Source organism: Ruegeria sp. SCSIO 43209 (assembly GCF_019904295.1).
GTDB lineage: Bacteria > Pseudomonadota > Alphaproteobacteria > Rhodobacterales > Rhodobacteraceae > Ruegeria.
The window spans coordinates 498,428-514,637 of the sequence record NZ_CP065359.1; the positions used below are offsets into that span (position 1 = coordinate 498,428).

Sequence of the window (16,210 nt, forward strand, 5' to 3'; positions counted from 1 at the left end):
CTTGCGGGGCCGCTTTGGAAGAATTTGGCGCGGATTTGTGGCAGGACAAAGGCGCGGGCAAGGCGCGCTGATGATTGTTCACGATCCGTGGATTATGCCCAAAATCAAATAAACAACGAGGCTGCCAGCCAGCGTCAGACCCATAGGGAACTGTTTGCCGCGATCCCAGCTTTCCCAATGTGGTGCGATCTGGCGCAGCCGGGTGTATTTCGCCAACCGGTGGGCAAAGAACGCTCCCAGCAGAGTTGCCGTCAGAATCACCATGACCCACATCAGGTCACCGACCCAGACAAACGCTGCGGCAGCGGCACAGAACTTCGCGTCTCCGGCCCCCATCACACCAGCTGCATTTAGCACGATGCCGATAACAAGAACGACAACCATGTGAAGCAGCTGCCATCCGTAGACAGGCAGGGTCAGGGTTAACGGCCCGATGTTGCCGGGGATCCACGGACCGGACCACGGTGGCAATGCGATAAGCCCGACGATGAGATAAACAACCGCCAGCGCGACGACAGCGTGGTTCTTGATCCGCATCTCACGCATATCCGTAAAGGCAACGTAGAAACAGATCGGCAGAACAAAAGGTAGAAACCACGCCGCCGCTGCCGCTGGTATGATCATGGATCAGGCGTCCTCAAGGGCCCGAAGCGAGCGGACCGCCTCGTCATAATGCTGCGGGTGGGTGGAAATCGCCTCGCGATAGAGGTTCTTGGCCAGGTTGATATTCCCCTGTTTCACGGCTGAAATGGCCATGGTGTTCAACAGTTTCGCCCGTTCGGTCTGCGTCATTGGGACAACAGGAACGCTGTAGTTGCCCTGTGCGCTGCGCGCCAGAACAAGGTTGTTTTTGGCGGTGAACATAGAATTGTCCTGCCTAATGGCGTCGGTAAACAGCCGCTCGGCTTCCGCATATTGCCCGCGCGTTAGTTTGGAATAGCCCCAGTTGTTCATGACTCCGGCAGGGCGGGTCGTCAGGCCCACCGCGGTTTCGTAGTAATGGTCGGCGCGATTCCAGTCTTTTTTGGCATCTGCCACCAGCGCTTCAAGCCGATACCGTTTAAAGGTTTCATATGTAGGGGGGATCTTGTCCAATGTCGCCTTTGCGCCGTCCCAGTTGCCGCTGCGAATCTGCGCATCAGCGTATTCGACACGGTCGGCGTTGTTGGCCCCTTTCATGCTCAGCACTCGTTTCCACGCGGCGGAAGCTTCAGTGCTGCGCTTGGCACGGGTCAGCGTGATCGCTAGTCCTCGTTGCAGGTCGATGCGGTCAGGGTTCTTGGCGGCCGCACTTTGGAAATAGGTCACCGCCTCATTGGGATCGGCCGCATTCAGCATCACGTCATTCAGGTTGGTCTCGTCGATGACGTTCACTTCCTGAAAAGTACGTTCAACCTTTTCCTCTTCGGTTTCCTTTGCGCAGGCGGCCAAAACCAGCCCGCACGCCAGCATCGTCGGAATCAAGAAGGGTTGGCGCATTTTTGTGCGTCCTTTACTGCTCTGCCTCTATTACTGGATTTTACGCAGAACAAATTGCCCGTTGCCGCGCTGCTCCAGTTCAAATTCTTGTTCTTGTGGGGTATTATTAACAGGATTTTCCATTTTTGCGAGTGCTAACCGCAGATTGTCGCGGATTGCGTCACTTTCGCCATTGTCCAGCGCATAGGCTCTGCGGAACATCTGCGCGGCTTCGGCATATTCGCCCGTTTCCACCAAGAAAACACCCAGGTTGTTCCATGCCACAGGCCACTCGGGATCGTCCTCGACAGCACGACGCAATAGCGGTTCAGCTTGGCCAATCCGGCGCAATCCCAAATTAGCTGTCCCAAGCGAAGTCAGGATTTGCGGGGTCATACCCTGTTGCAACGCGGCACGAGTGAAGGATTCAAGTGCAAGCTCATATTCGCCCGCCGCCATCAATCGGTTTCCGACCGTCACCTCATCTACCGCAGGCCCATCAGGGTCGACGCCAGGGGCAAACGGATCGTCTGTCGCGCCTGTTTCAGTGCAAGAGGCCACCATGGTGAAAACCATGGCGGCCTGAATTGTCATACGAAGGTGCCAACAACCTGATTTGGCAACCCAGCGAAGAAGCGGGAAGGCGTTATCGGTTTCCAAACTCCATAATACCTTTTGCCGAAGGTCCAACAAGGATGACCAGCAGAGGAGGGACGGTCAACATCATTGTCGCAAGCGTCATTTTGGTTGGCAACTTATTCGCTGCCTCTTCGGCGCGCATCACGCGTTTGTCACGCATTTCATCGGCATAAACCCGCAACGCTTCGGCAATGGATGTCCCGAATGTCGCTGATTGGATCATCACGGTGACGAATGCGCTAACGTCCTGAACGCCGCATCGCGTCGCGAAGTCGCGCAAAACGGTGTCCTTTTCTTTACCGGCTTTCATTTCGTAGGCGACTACCTCGAACTCAAGCGCGATGTCTGGGTAAGATGCTTTCATCTCAGACGCGACCCGTACAATGGCCTGATCCAAGGACTGCCCTGCCTCGACGCATACCAACATCAGATCGAGCGTATCAGGGAAACCATTTACGATCGCTTCCTTGCGTTCCTCTACTCGCCGCGTGATCCAGTATTTGGGCACGAAGTAACCCGCAATACCAGGTCCCAGAACGCGAATGAGGATTTGTGTCGAGTCAAATTCCTGATCGCCCGCAAACACGGTAACCAGCGAGACGCCGATCAGGATCCCGATTATGCCCAATGCGAACTGAGCGAAGTGATAGAAACGAACCGCGTCCTTGGACTGATAGCCGGCTTGCCTCAACTTGAGTTGAACGGCGGTATACTCTTCTTCGTTCTTTGGTTCTAGAAAGTTGGCGAACTTCTCAAGCTGTTCGTTCCGGCTGGCTGTTCTGAGACGCTCTTTCTTTTCTTTCTTGTTGTTTTTTGGCGGTGAATTTGACCGCTGCAACTTCTTTAGTGGGTCTTCCGGCTGGTTCAGCATCAGCGGGATTGTGACGAGGATCATGAACAATCCCAAAACGCCCACGACAATCAGCGGACCGAATTCACCCAAGTTCTGCTTCAACAGTTCATTGATCTGGTTCAAAAATTCCATCTTTGGGCCTCTTAAACCTTAATGTCGGTCAGGATACGCATGACGATCAGGTTCAGGGTCAGCGTGATGCCGACAAAGAAACATGCCGGAATGAAAAGCGGATCGTCGATTACGGCGTCGTAGTAGTTCGGGTCCTTAACCATGATGAACAGAAGACAGGCGACCGGGAAACCCGACAGGAATTTGCCTGACCATTTGGCTTCGGCGGTGATAGCGTTCACCCGGCGAAACAGTCGGAAACGCGCGCGGATCACCTTGGCCAACCCGGCCAAAATATCGGCAAGGTTACCCCCCGATTGCTGCTGGATCGAAACGGCGACGGCCAAAAACCGTAAATCCTGCATGTCCAGCCGCTCTGCCATATCCTTGAGTGCTTCACCGACATCCCGGCCATAAGCGGATTCATCCGAGATAACACCGAACTCTGTCGCAAGGGGGTCCTCGACCTCGTTAGCAACGATTTGGATCGAGGAAACAAATGGGTTTCCGACGCGAAGTGACCGAACCATCAGTTCCACCGCGTCGGGCAATTGTTCTTCAATCAAGGCCATACGTTTATTGGCTTTGTTATTGACCCAAGCGTACACCGCTCCGACCCCGATCGCGACCGATAGAGCCGCCCGAAGCGTCGGTTCGGTCGCTGTTCCTACGCTCAAACCTACAAAAGCCAGCCCTGAAACCAGCGCCATGATCACAATCAACTGCCGAGGAGAGAAGGCGATCGCCGCCTTCTGCGCCTTGTCTGCCAATAGCGAGTAGAGCGGTATGCTCTGCGACTTCATGTGCTGCTGCATTTCCTTGCGCAGCTGCTCCAGTACTTGCTCGCGCCCGACGCCCTTATCGATCATGTCCAGCCTGCGATTGACGCGGCTGTTCAGGCTGATCGATTTTCCGAATGCGACGAGATAGATACCTTCGACCAGGGCAAAGACCCCGACGAAAATCACGATGTAGATGAGCGCCTCGACAGGCAGTTGCATATCTTGGTTCTCCTACATCGTGGTTGGATCGTAGATCGAGGCGGGCAGATCGAAGCCCCACAGACGGAAGCGCTCGGAATAGTGGCTGCGCACACCTGTGGCGGTGAAATGACCGATGATCTTGTTGTCGGGGGTCAAGCCAACCCGTTGAAATTTAAATATTTCCTGCATCGAGATGACGTCACCTTCCATGCCGGTAATTTCGGTGATTGATGTCATCCGGCGCGAACCATCCTGCAGACGGCTGGCCTGAACGATCAGATTCACAGCCGACGAGATCTGGCTGCGGACCGCCTTGATCGGCATTTCGATCCCCGCCATGGCGATCATGTTTTCAAGACGCGAGATACCGTCACGGGCCGAGTTCGCGTGGATCGTGGTCATTGATCCGTCGTGGCCGGTATTCATGGCCTGCAGCATATCGATCACTTCGGCGCCACGGGTCTCGCCCACGATGATGCGGTCGGGGCGCATCCGCAGGGCGTTTTTCAAACAATCGCGCGGACTGACCTCGCCTTTGCCTTCAACGTTGGGCGGACGGCTTTCCATCCGACCCACATGGGTCTGCTGCAGCTGAAGTTCCGCGGTATCCTCAATGGTCAGAATGCGCTCGGCGTCGTCGATAAAGCTCGACAGCGCGTTCAGCGTTGTCGTTTTACCGGAACCGGTACCGCCCGAAACAATGATATTCAGACGAGTCGACACGGCGGCTTGCAGATAGGCTGCCATTTCTTCGGTAAACGCACCGAAATTGACCAGATCGTCGATGCCGAGCTTGTCTTTCTTAAACTTACGAATGGAAACAAGCGAACCATCCACCGCGATCGGCGGCACCATCGCATTGAAACGTGAGCCATCAGCCAAGCGGGCGTCAACATACGGGTTGGATTCATCGACACGGCGACCAACGGCAGAAACGATCTTGTCGATGATCCGCATCAGGTGCTTTTCGTCTTTGAACGTGATGTCGCTGATCTCAAGCTTACCGGCCCGTTCGACAAAAATCTGCTGGGGGCCGTTGACCAGAATATCGTTGACCGAGTCGTCTTGTAGCAGCGCTTCCAGCGGCCCGAGACCGGTGACCTCGTCATAAAGCTCTTTGTTTAGCTGGCTGCGGTCTTCACGGTTCAGAACGATGTTGCGGGCTTCCAGAACTTCGCTGGCAATCGCGCTGATTTCTGTCCGCAGTTCGGATTCTTCGGCTTTTTCAAGGGCTGCGAGGTTCAGGTTTTCAAGAAGCTCGCGGTGCAGCTCAAGCTTGATTTCGCCCAGCCGTTCCTTGCGCTTGCGTTCCTTGTCGTTTCCAACAACTTCTGCTGCCTTTTTCTTGACCGGCTTGCGCGCAATTGCGTTGGCAGCTGGTGCCGCAGCTGCCGCTGCCGGGGCCTCGACTTTCGACGCCTGGGTTTCAACCGGCTGCGCCGAAGGCTGTTTTTTGTATCTTGAAAACACGGCAGCTCCCCTTTGAGTTATGCGGCTTCGGCGTCACTGCTGCCAAGGCTATGAAGCGATTGAGCCAATTTGGCGATTTCCCGGCGCAGCGGGTTCTTGGCCGCTGAATTTGCCAGCGGTAAACCGTGGTCGCCGCTTTGCATGACGGGTTTGCCGCCATCGGGCAGAAGCAGATCAATGGAAATACCCAGACTTTCGCCCATACGTTTAACCCGGCTTTTACCGTTGAGATCGGTAAATTTCGGAGCCCGATTCATAGCAAACCGCAGTTTGTTGAAGGGTAATTCCTCGGCCTGCAGTGCCCGTTTCAGACGCAATGCATTCTGGGCCGAGCGCATATCCAGCTCGAGCAAGGCAAAATAGACATGGGCGGCCTGCAGAACCGTTTCTGACCAGTGAACAAGTGTTTTTGGCATGTCTATGACGACATAATCAAAATTCGCGCGTGCGGTGTCGATCACTCGCTGAATGTCCTCAGGCGTGATGATGTCCAGCGGCACCATGTCAGATGGCGCTGTTAGAACTTGCAGCTTCTCTTCAAACGTCTGGAGCGCCTGTCCGAAAGAGTCTTCGTCCATCGAATCCGTGTCTGAGAGCATTTCGAACACGGCTTCATGACGAGGCAGATCCAAATAGGTCGAAACTGTGCCGTATTGCAGATCCAGATCGATCAGGCACACTTTCGGGGCTTCTTTGGCTGAAACCGTTGCAAGTTCCCATGCCAGATTGACCGCCATGGTTGTAGAACCGACACCACCTGCCAGGCCCTGCACGACAAAAAGCGCCCCTTCTTTCGAGGAGCCGTTCGTCGCAGTAGGCGCTGCTTGTGGTGCCACAACCGGATCGGGTTGTTGCATACGATCGATGGCTTCCTGAAGTTCATTTTCGGGAAGCGGGTAGGGGACAAACTCGTCCGCACCTCTGCGTAGCAGCTGATGCAATGCGGCAGGGGTGACATCCTCGGCGATCAAGACAACCTTGATGCCTTTTTCCTTGGCCTGAGTGATGATCTCACCCATCAGTGTCAGGTTGTCTTCGTCATCGCCGTCCAGCGCCAGCGCTACAAATTGAAGCGTCTTGGCTTCGGGTTGGCTAAAGAACGCAAGCGCTTCGGCAAATCCAAGATCACCCCAGCGTTCGCCCAGCGCAGCTTCCATATCCTCGATCAAAAGGTCGAAGTTCTGGACATCACGGCTGATGGTACAGGCCAAAATGGCGTTATTATCGTCTTGCGGCGTCGCGCTCGTCATTAACACAATCCTCATCGAGAGGGCTGAGCAAACCATTTGAACGCGAGAAGATTCAGTTCTGGTATGCTGTCGCCCGATGCGGTCGATTTTGGCCGCAGGTCACCCAATTGTTCACAAAGTGGCTTGGAAGTTAGGCAAGAATTGGGCGCAAAAGAACCAATTGTAGGGAAATGGGCGACAATGCCGCCCATTTCCTATTTATTAGTCGCTGGTACCACCGGCGTCTTCTTGCCGTTGGATATCGCTTATCGGGATCGCGCTTGAGATGTATTCGCGATAGATCACGTCCGCATATTTTCCATCCAGAATATTTGGATGCCGGTCGAAGAAGCCGGATACCTCGGTCACTGTCCGCCGATTGCGTCGATCCCGATCTTGGGTGGCAACCAGCGGCCTGGATTTGCCAAAGGAAACAACGGCTTCCAACCGTGAGCGCGATATTCCTTGTCGTGTCAGGAATGCAACGGCGGCATTGGCGCGGCGCTGGCCCAATCGCTTGTTATATGCCTCAGAGCCAACGGCATCCGTGTGCCCATAGACACGGAACCGCGCCTCGGGGAACTGTTTGATCCAGGCCGCCTGCTGCAACAGGATTCGTTGCGCCGAAGCGTCCAATTGCGCGCTATCGAAGGCAAAGTTGATCTGTGTTGGCACCTCGGCAGCGAAACGCCGCGCGAGGATTTGGCCATACGTCAACTCACCATTCATGACCTGAATGTTGTTCAGTGTAGCGTTACCAAACGTGCCCTGATCGATTTCGTACCCGGCCTCGCGTGTACAACCGGCGACAGCAACCGAAAGACCCAGTGTGATGATCCACTTTTCCATTGGTTCTATCCTCTCTATCAGTCCAGCACGTAGCCGTAAGAGGTGCCAAAATCCTGATTGGCAACTTCAGAGGCTGCACCATTTCCGGCGCGTTCAGTCCGAGAGATCTTGCCGTTTACGAACAGATCGAACTCGCTGGGCGGTTTCACACGATCGGTCGGCAGGGCAAGCGCCTCGCCACGAGTGGGCGACACCAGATGCGCGGTAATGATGATGATCAATTCACTCTGCTCACGCTGATACTGAGCGCTCCTGAACAACGCGCCCAATACAGGCACATCGCCAAGCCAGGGAACCTGGCTGTTCAGATCCGTGAAATCATCCTGGATTAGGCCCGCAATGGCAAAGCTCTCACCGTCGCGCAACTCGATGGTTGTCCGGGTTTGACGCGTGATGAAGCTGGGAACATTGTCGCCGTTGATCGTGAAGTTCGCACTCTGGTCGATGCTCGATACTGATGCACCCAGTTCCAGGTTAATCAGGTTGCCATCGACGACGCGCGGAACAAACAGCAGCTGTACGCCAAACTGACGATACTCGATCGCAACGACACCGTCGCCTTGGGGTACTGGGATTGGCACCTCACCACCGGCAAGGAACTCCGCCTCTTGGCCAGACAGTGCAGAAAGATTCGGTTCTGCCAAGCTGCGAACCAAACCCTTGGTTTCAAGGGCTTCCAAAAGCAGTCTAACCTGCGTTGAACCCGCGCCGAAACCGAACAGAATGGCACCGGAATTTGTCTGAACAAACGGGATGTTGTTCGCCAGTGCGTTGTTCAGTGCGCCCTGGTTATTCAAGGAATTGAAGCCCGCAGTGGTGTCGCCACCGCCAAAGCCCAACGATGCCGACAAGTTTTTGGCTACAGAGCGGTTCATTTCCGCAAAGCGCACTTTCAGCATGACCTGCTGCACGCCACCGACATTCATCAGGTTCGATACACGTTCAGGGGCATACCGTTCTGCCAACTCCAGCGCACGCGCCAGTTTGGCACTGCTGGAAACTGTTCCCGACAAGACGATCCCATCATTGGCGGTCCGAACCTCGATTCGCTCACTGGGAAGAATCTGACGTAAGCGTTCTTTGAATTCCGAAACATCAGGTGAAACACGCACACGCACGTTGGTAATCAGATTACCCGCGCCGTCGAACATTGTCAGGGTGGTTGTACCCGGTGCCCGACCGAGAACATAGATAGTGCGGTCCGACAGGGTCGAAATATCCGCTATGCCTGCATTGGCAATGCTGATGTCTGCGAACGGTTGTTCGCTTTCCACCACGATTGCGCGATTTACGGGGACATCCAGCGTTTCCGCTGTACCCTTTTTAACCACGCGAAGATTTTGGGCCCAAGCGGCATCGCCGATTGGGCTCACAACTAGCGACAACCCCAGCAGGGTTGCGCTGATCCAGGAACGTATTGTCATGTGACCTGCCTCTCCGATCACCACTCGATTTTTTTTGGGTCTTATGCCCTATGCTATGAAACCCTGCGACAGAACCAGATTTATTGCAATAATCAATGGTTTCTGGAAAGTTCCTTATGTGGATTATGCGCAACAACACAAAGAAAGAGACCGCGCAAAATGCGCGGTCTTTGTCTCGTAAAGGTCTGAAACTTAGTTAGTTTGTGCAGGGAATTGGGGTCTCTACCGTCTCGCCACCACGACGGGTGCGGATTGTGCAGACCTTCTCCGGAGCTGCGACGGGGGCCGGGGCCCTCTCTTCAATGCCAAGCAAAGACTGCTGATCGACTTCAACCACCTCTGCCACCTTGTCATCTTGAGCGCCAACCAGTGCCAGCGACATGCGACCCGTGTTCTGAGCCTGTGCCAAAGCGGCGATCTGTTGTGGCGTCGCTGCAACTGTGACCGTGCGAGCAATCGTTGTGCCGGTCACATCCAGACCCGCCGACTGATCAACAGCGACCAATTCGATGTTCGTCAGCACCAAACGAGTAATCTCACCGCGGCCAGAATCGCTGGTGCCACGTAATGAGCCGGTCCAATACACGTCCACCGTATCGCCCGGGCGCAAAAAGCCCGATACGCCAGATGCCACGTCAACGCTTATCGCAAATGCGCGCATTCCCTTGGGCAATTGTGACCTGAGGCCAGCAGTCTCGCCTGGATTGGTGACTTTGACTTCCATAATCGCTTCGTCTTTCTCCATCGCGCGGAGAACGAATCGTTCATTGTTTTTGATTTCCGGGAATAGGGTTGTCATGTCCACGAAGGCACCCTCGGGAATCGCATCCTCTGGCCACTGAACGACGCGGATATCTTCCTGGTTCAAACGTTCGCCGTATTTGAAGGAGCGATTCGAAACCAAAACGCCTACGGTCGGGACGATGCCCGCCTGTGCATTGGCAAGCGCCTCTTCGCGCAACTTGCGTTCCTGTGCAAGTTTGGCCTGATTGTCCGTGATGTATTCGCGTGCCATATAGACAGCACCACCGGCCAACGCGACCCCGATGATAAGAACAAGTCCAAAAACAGCTCGCATTTGTCCCTCTTTATTTTCCGTAGACCGCGACTCTTGAAGTCACATCGATTCAGGATCCAAGATATTTTTCAATTGTGTCGAAAAAGCGGACAATCCCGGTAATTTTTGGCAGAAAATACGCTTATTCGCAGGGTTGCCGTTTCGCTAGTAAATGGGAACGGGCCCGCGCTACTCAAAGACCATCTCTTCTACTTCTACATTTGCGATCGGCTGTCCCGCTGTTAGAAGTCCTTGGCTCAGGATGAAGTAGATTATTGCGGCGAGACCTGCGATTGCAGCAGTTAAAACCACCCAGTCTACGGTTATCGCGCCGGTCTCATCGGTTCGGAAACTATATACTCTTTTTAACATTGGACTATACCGGATCGCTCTCTTCTGAAAACAAAGGGGCCACGCCTTTGAGTAAAGACATGGCCCCAAGTTGTTATGCTAGACCGATAACAGATTATTCGGTATCCGGAACTGTCACAGTTACCGAACCCAGAGCGTCATCGATGTTGCCTGCCAGGCTGCTGGCACCATTGTGGATCTGGTTGTAAGCAACGGCTGCCAGGCCAACAACAGCTGCGGTCAGAACGACCCAGTCTACAGTTACGGCGCCGTCTTCGTCTTTGCGGAAGTTCTTGATGAACTTGATCATGTTATGTCCCTCCTAAAGGATCAAAAATTAATTAACCTCGGCGTCTTTCAGAGCTTTCTCTCTCAGTCCGCTCCCGATCGTCTCGGTATGGATATATGTTTGACCCCTGTGCGTGGCAGGAATTGGGCCAAACCAATATTTTTTTGCTCAAAGCTTAATTTTTTGTTGGTGAATTTAGTAACTAATTGGAAATAAATAAAAAAAATCACACCTTTTTTGTACTTCCGTTGTGTGGGCGATGCAAAATGGCGGCAATTGAGGCGAAATTGCCCCAATTCGCTTGGTTTTTCTGGTGTTGCGGGCCGTTATGATGTTCAAAATGCTTCAAAAGATAAGAAATCGAGGCAGGCAAATGTATTTCCGGGACGCAGTATTATGCGCCGGTGCAGCAGTGTTTCTGATGGCGGGTGCAATTCCTGTCACTGCAACCGAAACCGAGCCGCGCGGCGTCTATAAGCGCATAAAGGCCCCTAAACCGGGGACACGTCCGCGCGTGACGATTCAAATCACGCCCGAACAACATGCAGCATCACCATCAGCCCCCAGCACTGGCGCCAAGCTGGAAGTGCCTGAGATTGCCGCTATCGCAAAGCCGCCCCCATCGGTTCCTCAGAAGATCGCGGGGGCGACCAAGCCAGTTGGCTCTTATAAAGCATTCTGGAGCCGGGTATCCCCCGATCTAGCGCAGGCCAGCGCAGGTAGGCTGAGAGAGGCCGTTCAAGCGCTTACTGCCACGGGTGTCGCGGCGCCGCGTCTGCAGACCTTGCAAGACATCGCAGAAAAGCGAGGGGTGGATATTCTACGTTCGACCGTAGGGACGAATGTCTCACCCGCACTTGTCCTAGCCGTGATCTCAGTGGAATCTGCGGGCCGCACACAGGCTGTCAGTTCTGCCGGGGCGCAGGGCTTGATGCAATTGATGCCAGCTACCGCCGAACGTTTTGGGGTAGAGGACAGCCTGAAACCTGAACAGAATATCAAAGGTGGGGTGAAATACCTGCATTGGCTTATGAACGAGTTCGACAATGACCCGATTCTCGTATTGGCAGGCTACAATGCCGGCGAAGGGGCCGTGCGCAAGCATAGTGGTGTGCCACCCTATGCCGAGACCAGAGACTACGTGCCCAAGGTTCTGGCCGCGTTTCAGGTCGCGAGTGCTCTTTGTACAACAACACCGCAGTTCGTTTCGGACCCCTGCATTTTTCAGACTTCGAACTAAAAAAGGCCCGCGTCGCAGCGGGCCTTATGTTTCATTGACCTAAGGTCAATCTACGATTGTTGCCTGAGTCGCTCCTCGCATCTCGTCCTCGCTGACGCCATCGGCCAGTTCGACGATCTTCAGGCCGCCTTCGACGACATCCAGAACACCCAGATTGGTGATGATGCGATCCACGACGCCCTGGCCAGTCAGAGGCAGCGTGCATTCCTTCAGCACTTTTGAATCACCATGCTTGTTGGTGTGATCCATCACTACAATCACGCGACCAACGCCAGCGACCAGATCCATCGCACCGCCCATACCTTTGACCAGCTTGCCGGGGATCATCCAGTTGGCCAAGTCTCCTTTCTCGTCCACTTCCATCGCACCCAAAATCGCAGCAGCGATCTTACCGCCTCGGATCATGGCGAACGAGGTCGCGCTATCGAAGTAAGAGGTGCGGGACAGTTCGGTAATCGTTTGCTTGCCCGCGTTAATCAGGTCAGCGTCTTCCTCGCCCTCAAACGGGAAAGGCCCCATGCCCAACATACCGTTTTCGGACTGTAGGGTGATGTCCTTGTCCCCTACATAGTTCGCCACCAGCGTCGGAATACCGATGCCGAGGTTCACATACATGCCGTCTTCCAGCTCTTCTGCCGCACGTGCGGCCATCTGATTGCGATCCCAGGGCATTATGCGTCCTCCTTCTTGCGGGTGGTGCGCTGTTCGATGCGCTTTTCGTGGCTGCCTTGGATAATGCGATGCACATAGATGCCGGGCAGGTGGATGCCATCCGGGTCCAGCGAGCCGCGCGGGACGATTTCTTCAACCTCAGCCACACAAATCTTGCCGCAAGTCGCTGCGGGCACGTTAAAGTTGCGGGCGGTCTTGCGGAACACGAGGTTCCCGGTGTCATCGGCTTTCCACGCCTTTACGATCGCGAGGTCGGCGAAGATGCCTTCCTCCATGATATAGGTCTCGCCGTTGAAGTCCTTGTGCTCTTTGCCTTCCGCGATCACCGTTCCTACGCCCGTCTTGGTGTAAAACCCGGGGATGCCAGCGCCACCGGCCCGCATCCGCTCGGCCAGTGTGCCTTGTGGATTGAATTCCAGCTCCAGTTCTCCACTCAGATACTGGCGCATGAATTCGGCGTTTTCCCCAACGTAAGAGCTGATCATCTTTTTGACCTGCTTAGTCTGCAGCAGGATGCCGATGCCAAAATCATCCACACCTGCGTTATTCGAGGCAAATGTCAGATCCTTCGCGCCTGAGGCCTTGATTGCTTCAAGCAGCATTTCCGGGATACCGCACAGCCCAAAGCCGCCCGCAGCGATCAGCATGCCGTCCGATATCACCCCATCGAGCGCCTCATCGGCATTGTCATAGATTTTCTTCATGGAAAACTCCCCCAATGACATGATGTTGGGCCGATTTGTGCCGCCACGTCACGGGGAAGTCAACGAATCCAAGGGGCAGGTGGTATTTCTACCTAACTTGCTTTCTTGGTGGTCTTCTTGGCAGCAGCTTTCTTCTTGGGGGCTGCCTTTTTCTTTGTGCCTTTCTTGGCCGCGCGTTCATTGACCAGTTCGATGGCCATTTCCTGGGTCACATCCTCGGGCTTGATGTCTTTGGGGATCGTCGCGTTGACCTTTTCCCATTTCACATACGGTCCATAGCGCCCGTCCAGTACCTGTATCGCGCCGCCATCGGGATGGTCGCCCAGCTCTTTCAGCGGCTTCGCGGCCGCCCGACGTCCGCGACCTGGATTGGCGCGTTTTTCGGCCAACAGTTCGACGGCGCGGTTCATGCCGATCTCAAACACATCGTTCGGGTCTTTGAGGTTGGCGTAGACGGGCTTTGCCTCGTCGGCCAACTGATGCATTAGATAAGGTCCAAAGCGACCAAAGTTCGAACTGATCATGCCGCCTTCGGGGTGCTCGCCGATCTGACGGGGCAAGGACAGAAGAGTCAGCGCTTTCTCCAGACCCATGTCGTCTTTGCTCCAGCCACGGGGCAGGGACGCACGAGGAGGCTTCTTGTTCTCAGGCGTGGGCTCTCCACGCTGGACATATGGCCCAAAGCGACCGGATTTCAGCCAGATCTCATCGCCCCCATCTTCGCCCAGCAAACGCTCGTCACCTTCCGCGCCCTCACCAGCGATCGGACGGGTATAAGTGCACTCAGGATAGTTGCCACAACCGACAAACCCGCCGGTGCGCGAAGTTTTCAGATGTAACTGGCCAACACCGCATTTCGGGCAAATGCGCGGGTCCGAGCCATCTTCACGCGGCGGATACAGCTGCGGTGCCAGCGCTTCGTCCAGCTTGTCCAGCACTTCCGAGATACGCAGCTCCGATGTCTCACCAATCGCGGCAGAGAAATCGCGCCAGAACTTGCCCAGCAGATCCTTGTAGTCGCGTTCACCTGCGCTGACGTCGTCAAGCTCTTCTTCCAGATTGGCGGTGAACTCGTAGCCCACATACTGGCGAAAGAAATTCAGCAGGAAGATGGTGACGATCCGGCCCTTTTCTTCGGGGATCAGCCGATTCTTGTCTTTACGTACATATTCACGATCCTGAATCGTGGTGACAATCGAGGCATAGGTCGACGGACGCCCGATCCCCAGCTCTTCCATCCGTTTGACCAGCGTGGCCTCTGTATAGCGCGGGGGGGGTTGGGTGTGGTGCTGCAGCGCCAGAACGGATTCGTTCTCGGCCAGAATGGCGGCCTTTTCCGAGTCGGCGGTGGCCTTGGCAAACTGATCACGCAGCGAGGTCTTGGCAAAACGTGCGGGATCGCCCTGCATGATCTGTGGCAAGCGCTTGTCGTCATCGTCGACCACGTCATCGCGGCCTTCTTCGTAAACGCGCATGAAGCCATCGAACAGCACCACCTGACCAGTGGCGCGCAGGCCAACCTGGCCGTCCGTGCTGGTAATCTCAACAGTCGTGCGTTCAAGCCGTGCGGCAGCCATCTGACAGGCAATGGTGCGTTTCCAGATCAGATCATAAAGCTTGCGCTGATCCTCATCGGTCACCTTCAGCGCCTTGGCATCGCGCGACATATCTGTCGGGCGAATACACTCGTGTGCTTCCTGAGCGTTTTTGGCCTTGTTTTTGTACATGCGCGGGCTGTCTGGCACGTATTCCGCACCATAACGGTCGGCGATTGCATCGCGCGCTGCCGCCACGGCCTCGGGGGCCATGTCGATACCGTCGGTTCGCATGTAGGTAATGTATCCGGCCTCATACAGCCGCTGGGCCACCTGCATCGCATGGCGTGCGCCCATGCCGAACTTGCGGCTGGCTTCTTGCTGTAAGGTCGACGTCATGAACGGGGCAGAGGGGTTGCGCGCGGCAGGCTTGGCCTCGACCGATGTCACGCTCAGATCACGGCTGGTGATCGCCTGAACCGCCAGTTCGGCTTGCGTTGCATTCGCTAGATCGTGCTTGTCCAGTTTCTTGCCTGCCAGCGTGACTAGACGCGCCTCGTAGGTCTGGCCCCGAGGCGTCTCGAACACAGCTTTGACCGACCAGTATTCGACCGGCTTGAAGGCTTCGATCTCCATCTCGCGTTCAACGATGAGGCGCAGGCAGACCGATTGCACGCGCCCCGCTGAACGGGCACCCGGCAACTTGCGCCACAGAACGGGTGACAGGTTGAACCCTACCAGATAGTCCAGCGCGCGGCGGGCCAGATAGGCCTCGACCAGCGGCATATCGACCTCACGCGGGTTCTGCATCGCCTCGGTCACGGCGTCCTTGGTGATCGCGTTGAACGTCACACGGCTGACTGGCGTGTCCTTCTTGATCGAACGCCGCTTGGTCAGCGCTTCTTGGAGGTGCCAGCTGATTGCCTCGCCTTCTCGATCAGGGTCGGTCGCGAGGATCAGTGCGTTGTCTTCTTTCAGAGCGTCGGCGATCGCCTTGACATGCTTACGGCTGTCATTGCCGACCTCCCATTTCATTGAAAATTCATGCTCGGGATCGACCGACCCATCCTTCGGCGGCAGGTCCCGCACATGGCCATATGAGGCCAAAACGGTGTAGTCGGGGCCAAGATACTTATTGATCGTTTTTGCTTTGGCCGGAGATTCTACAACAACTACGGGCATTTAAGAGGAATCCTCGCTCGACGGATTTTGCGCTTTGTATGACCGTGCAAAATGTGTGGGGCAAGATCGAATTGTCAATGCGTTCGTTTTCACCACCAAAAATACTTTGTATTAAAGCCTGATCTGGTCGTGCCGCTCGCGGAATCAGGTGTCGAATCCATTCG

At 55.2% G+C, this 16,210-nt stretch carries 15 protein-coding genes; 1 reads left to right on the forward strand and 14 read right to left on the reverse strand.

Features of this window, described 5'->3' with window-relative positions; all coding sequences use genetic code 11:
- Positions 1 to 78: 78 nt before the first annotated feature.
- The 11 genes from I5192_RS02495 to I5192_RS02545 all read right to left on the reverse strand — a co-directional run bounded on the left by I5192_RS02495 (position 79) and on the right by I5192_RS02545 (position 10,734).
- Positions 79 to 624, reverse strand: coding sequence for a prepilin peptidase (locus tag I5192_RS02495; RefSeq protein ID WP_170404351.1), 546 nt, complete (start codon positions 622 to 624; stop codon positions 79 to 81).
- Positions 625 to 627: 3 nt separating this feature from the next.
- On the reverse strand, positions 628 to 1,479 hold the full coding sequence (locus I5192_RS02500; protein ID WP_170397362.1) for a lipopolysaccharide assembly protein LapB: 852 nt from the start codon (positions 1,477 to 1,479) through the stop codon (positions 628 to 630).
- A 30-nt stretch (positions 1,480 to 1,509) separates the two neighbouring features.
- Positions 1,510 to 2,052: a tetratricopeptide repeat protein gene (locus I5192_RS02505; RefSeq protein ID WP_370644360.1), complete on the reverse strand. Its 543-nt coding sequence runs from the start codon at positions 2,050 to 2,052 to the stop codon at positions 1,510 to 1,512.
- Positions 2,053 to 2,104: 52 nt separating this feature from the next.
- Entirely contained in the window at positions 2,105 to 3,082 is a 978-nt protein-coding gene (locus I5192_RS02510; RefSeq protein ID WP_170397360.1) for a type II secretion system F family protein, read from the reverse strand.
- Positions 3,083 to 3,093: 11 nt separating this feature from the next.
- The gene (locus I5192_RS02515; RefSeq protein WP_170397358.1) at positions 3,094 to 4,062 is read right to left on the reverse strand and encodes a type II secretion system F family protein; all 969 of its coding nucleotides are present in this window, start codon (positions 4,060 to 4,062) and stop codon (positions 3,094 to 3,096) included.
- A gap of 12 nt (positions 4,063 to 4,074) precedes the next feature.
- Positions 4,075 to 5,514, reverse strand: a complete 1,440-nt coding sequence (locus I5192_RS02520) for a CpaF family protein (protein ID WP_170397349.1) — start codon at positions 5,512 to 5,514, stop codon at positions 4,075 to 4,077.
- Between the two features lie 17 nt (positions 5,515 to 5,531).
- The gene (locus I5192_RS02525; protein ID WP_170424297.1) at positions 5,532 to 6,764 is read right to left on the reverse strand and encodes an AAA family ATPase; all 1,233 of its coding nucleotides are present in this window, start codon (positions 6,762 to 6,764) and stop codon (positions 5,532 to 5,534) included.
- A 201-nt stretch (positions 6,765 to 6,965) separates the two neighbouring features.
- A complete protein-coding gene (locus I5192_RS02530; protein WP_170397345.1) occupies positions 6,966 to 7,592 on the reverse strand; it encodes an OmpA family protein in 627 nt (208 codons plus the stop codon).
- Between the two features lie 17 nt (positions 7,593 to 7,609).
- Entirely contained in the window at positions 7,610 to 9,016 is a 1,407-nt protein-coding gene (locus I5192_RS02535; RefSeq protein ID WP_170397343.1) for a type II and III secretion system protein family protein, read from the reverse strand.
- A 196-nt stretch (positions 9,017 to 9,212) separates the two neighbouring features.
- Positions 9,213 to 10,094, reverse strand: a complete 882-nt coding sequence (gene cpaB / locus I5192_RS02540; protein WP_170424295.1) for a Flp pilus assembly protein CpaB — start codon at positions 10,092 to 10,094, stop codon at positions 9,213 to 9,215.
- Between the two features lie 445 nt (positions 10,095 to 10,539).
- Positions 10,540 to 10,734 (reverse strand): hypothetical protein, encoded by a 195-nt coding sequence (locus I5192_RS02545; RefSeq protein WP_170397337.1) that lies wholly within the window; start codon positions 10,732 to 10,734, stop codon positions 10,540 to 10,542.
- A 352-nt stretch (positions 10,735 to 11,086) separates the two neighbouring features.
- Here I5192_RS02545 and I5192_RS02550 point away from each other — a divergent pair, with 352 nt between their 5' ends.
- Positions 11,087 to 11,953, forward strand: coding sequence for a lytic transglycosylase domain-containing protein (locus I5192_RS02550; RefSeq protein ID WP_223117677.1), 867 nt, complete (start codon positions 11,087 to 11,089; stop codon positions 11,951 to 11,953).
- Between the two features lie 45 nt (positions 11,954 to 11,998).
- Here I5192_RS02550 and I5192_RS02555 read toward each other — a convergent pair whose 3' ends face one another.
- The 3 genes from I5192_RS02555 to topA form a co-directional block, all read right to left on the reverse strand.
- Positions 11,999 to 12,625 carry a 3-oxoacid CoA-transferase subunit B gene (locus I5192_RS02555; RefSeq protein WP_170397333.1) on the reverse strand — a complete coding sequence of 209 codons (627 nt, stop codon included), beginning with the start codon at positions 12,623 to 12,625 and terminating at the stop codon, positions 11,999 to 12,001.
- Positions 12,625 to 13,329, reverse strand: coding sequence for a CoA transferase subunit A (locus I5192_RS02560; RefSeq protein ID WP_170404323.1), 705 nt, complete (start codon positions 13,327 to 13,329; stop codon positions 12,625 to 12,627). The genes I5192_RS02555 and I5192_RS02560 overlap by 1 nt, the downstream gene beginning before the upstream one ends.
- Positions 13,330 to 13,421: 92 nt before the next feature.
- Positions 13,422 to 16,046: a type I DNA topoisomerase gene (gene topA / locus I5192_RS02565; RefSeq protein ID WP_223117678.1), complete on the reverse strand. Its 2,625-nt coding sequence runs from the start codon at positions 16,044 to 16,046 to the stop codon at positions 13,422 to 13,424.
- Positions 16,047 to 16,210: the final 164 nt, after the last annotated feature.

Bases quoted from the DNA above. Each gene is read 5' to 3' on its own strand.
- I5192_RS02535 (WP_170397343.1), bottom strand. From the start codon at position 9,016: ATGACAATACGTTCCTGGATCAGCGCAACCCTGCTGGGGTTGTCGCTA.
- I5192_RS02530 (WP_170397345.1), bottom strand. From the start codon at position 7,592: ATGGAAAAGTGGATCATCACACTGGGTCTTTCGGTTGCTGTCGCCGGT.
- I5192_RS02555 (WP_170397333.1), bottom strand. From the start codon at position 12,625: ATGCCCTGGGATCGCAATCAGATGGCCGCACGTGCGGCAGAAGAGCTG.
- cpaB (WP_170424295.1), bottom strand. From the start codon at position 10,094: ATGCGAGCTGTTTTTGGACTTGTTCTTATCATCGGGGTCGCGTTGGCC.
- I5192_RS02495 (WP_170404351.1), bottom strand. From the start codon at position 624: ATGATCATACCAGCGGCAGCGGCGGCGTGGTTTCTACCTTTTGTTCTG.
- I5192_RS02525 (WP_170424297.1), bottom strand. From the start codon at position 6,764: ATGACGAGCGCGACGCCGCAAGACGATAATAACGCCATTTTGGCCTGT.
- I5192_RS02550 (WP_223117677.1), top strand. From the start codon at position 11,087: ATGTATTTCCGGGACGCAGTATTATGCGCCGGTGCAGCAGTGTTTCTG.
- I5192_RS02500 (WP_170397362.1), bottom strand. From the start codon at position 1,479: ATGCGCCAACCCTTCTTGATTCCGACGATGCTGGCGTGCGGGCTGGTT.
- I5192_RS02510 (WP_170397360.1), bottom strand. From the start codon at position 3,082: ATGGAATTTTTGAACCAGATCAATGAACTGTTGAAGCAGAACTTGGGT.
- topA (WP_223117678.1), bottom strand. From the start codon at position 16,046: ATGCCCGTAGTTGTTGTAGAATCTCCGGCCAAAGCAAAAACGATCAAT.
- I5192_RS02515 (WP_170397358.1), bottom strand. From the start codon at position 4,062: ATGCAACTGCCTGTCGAGGCGCTCATCTACATCGTGATTTTCGTCGGG.
- I5192_RS02560 (WP_170404323.1), bottom strand. From the start codon at position 13,329: ATGAAGAAAATCTATGACAATGCCGATGAGGCGCTCGATGGGGTGATA.
- I5192_RS02505 (WP_370644360.1), bottom strand. From the start codon at position 2,052: ATGACAATTCAGGCCGCCATGGTTTTCACCATGGTGGCCTCTTGCACT.
- I5192_RS02545 (WP_170397337.1), bottom strand. From the start codon at position 10,734: ATGATCAAGTTCATCAAGAACTTCCGCAAAGACGAAGACGGCGCCGTA.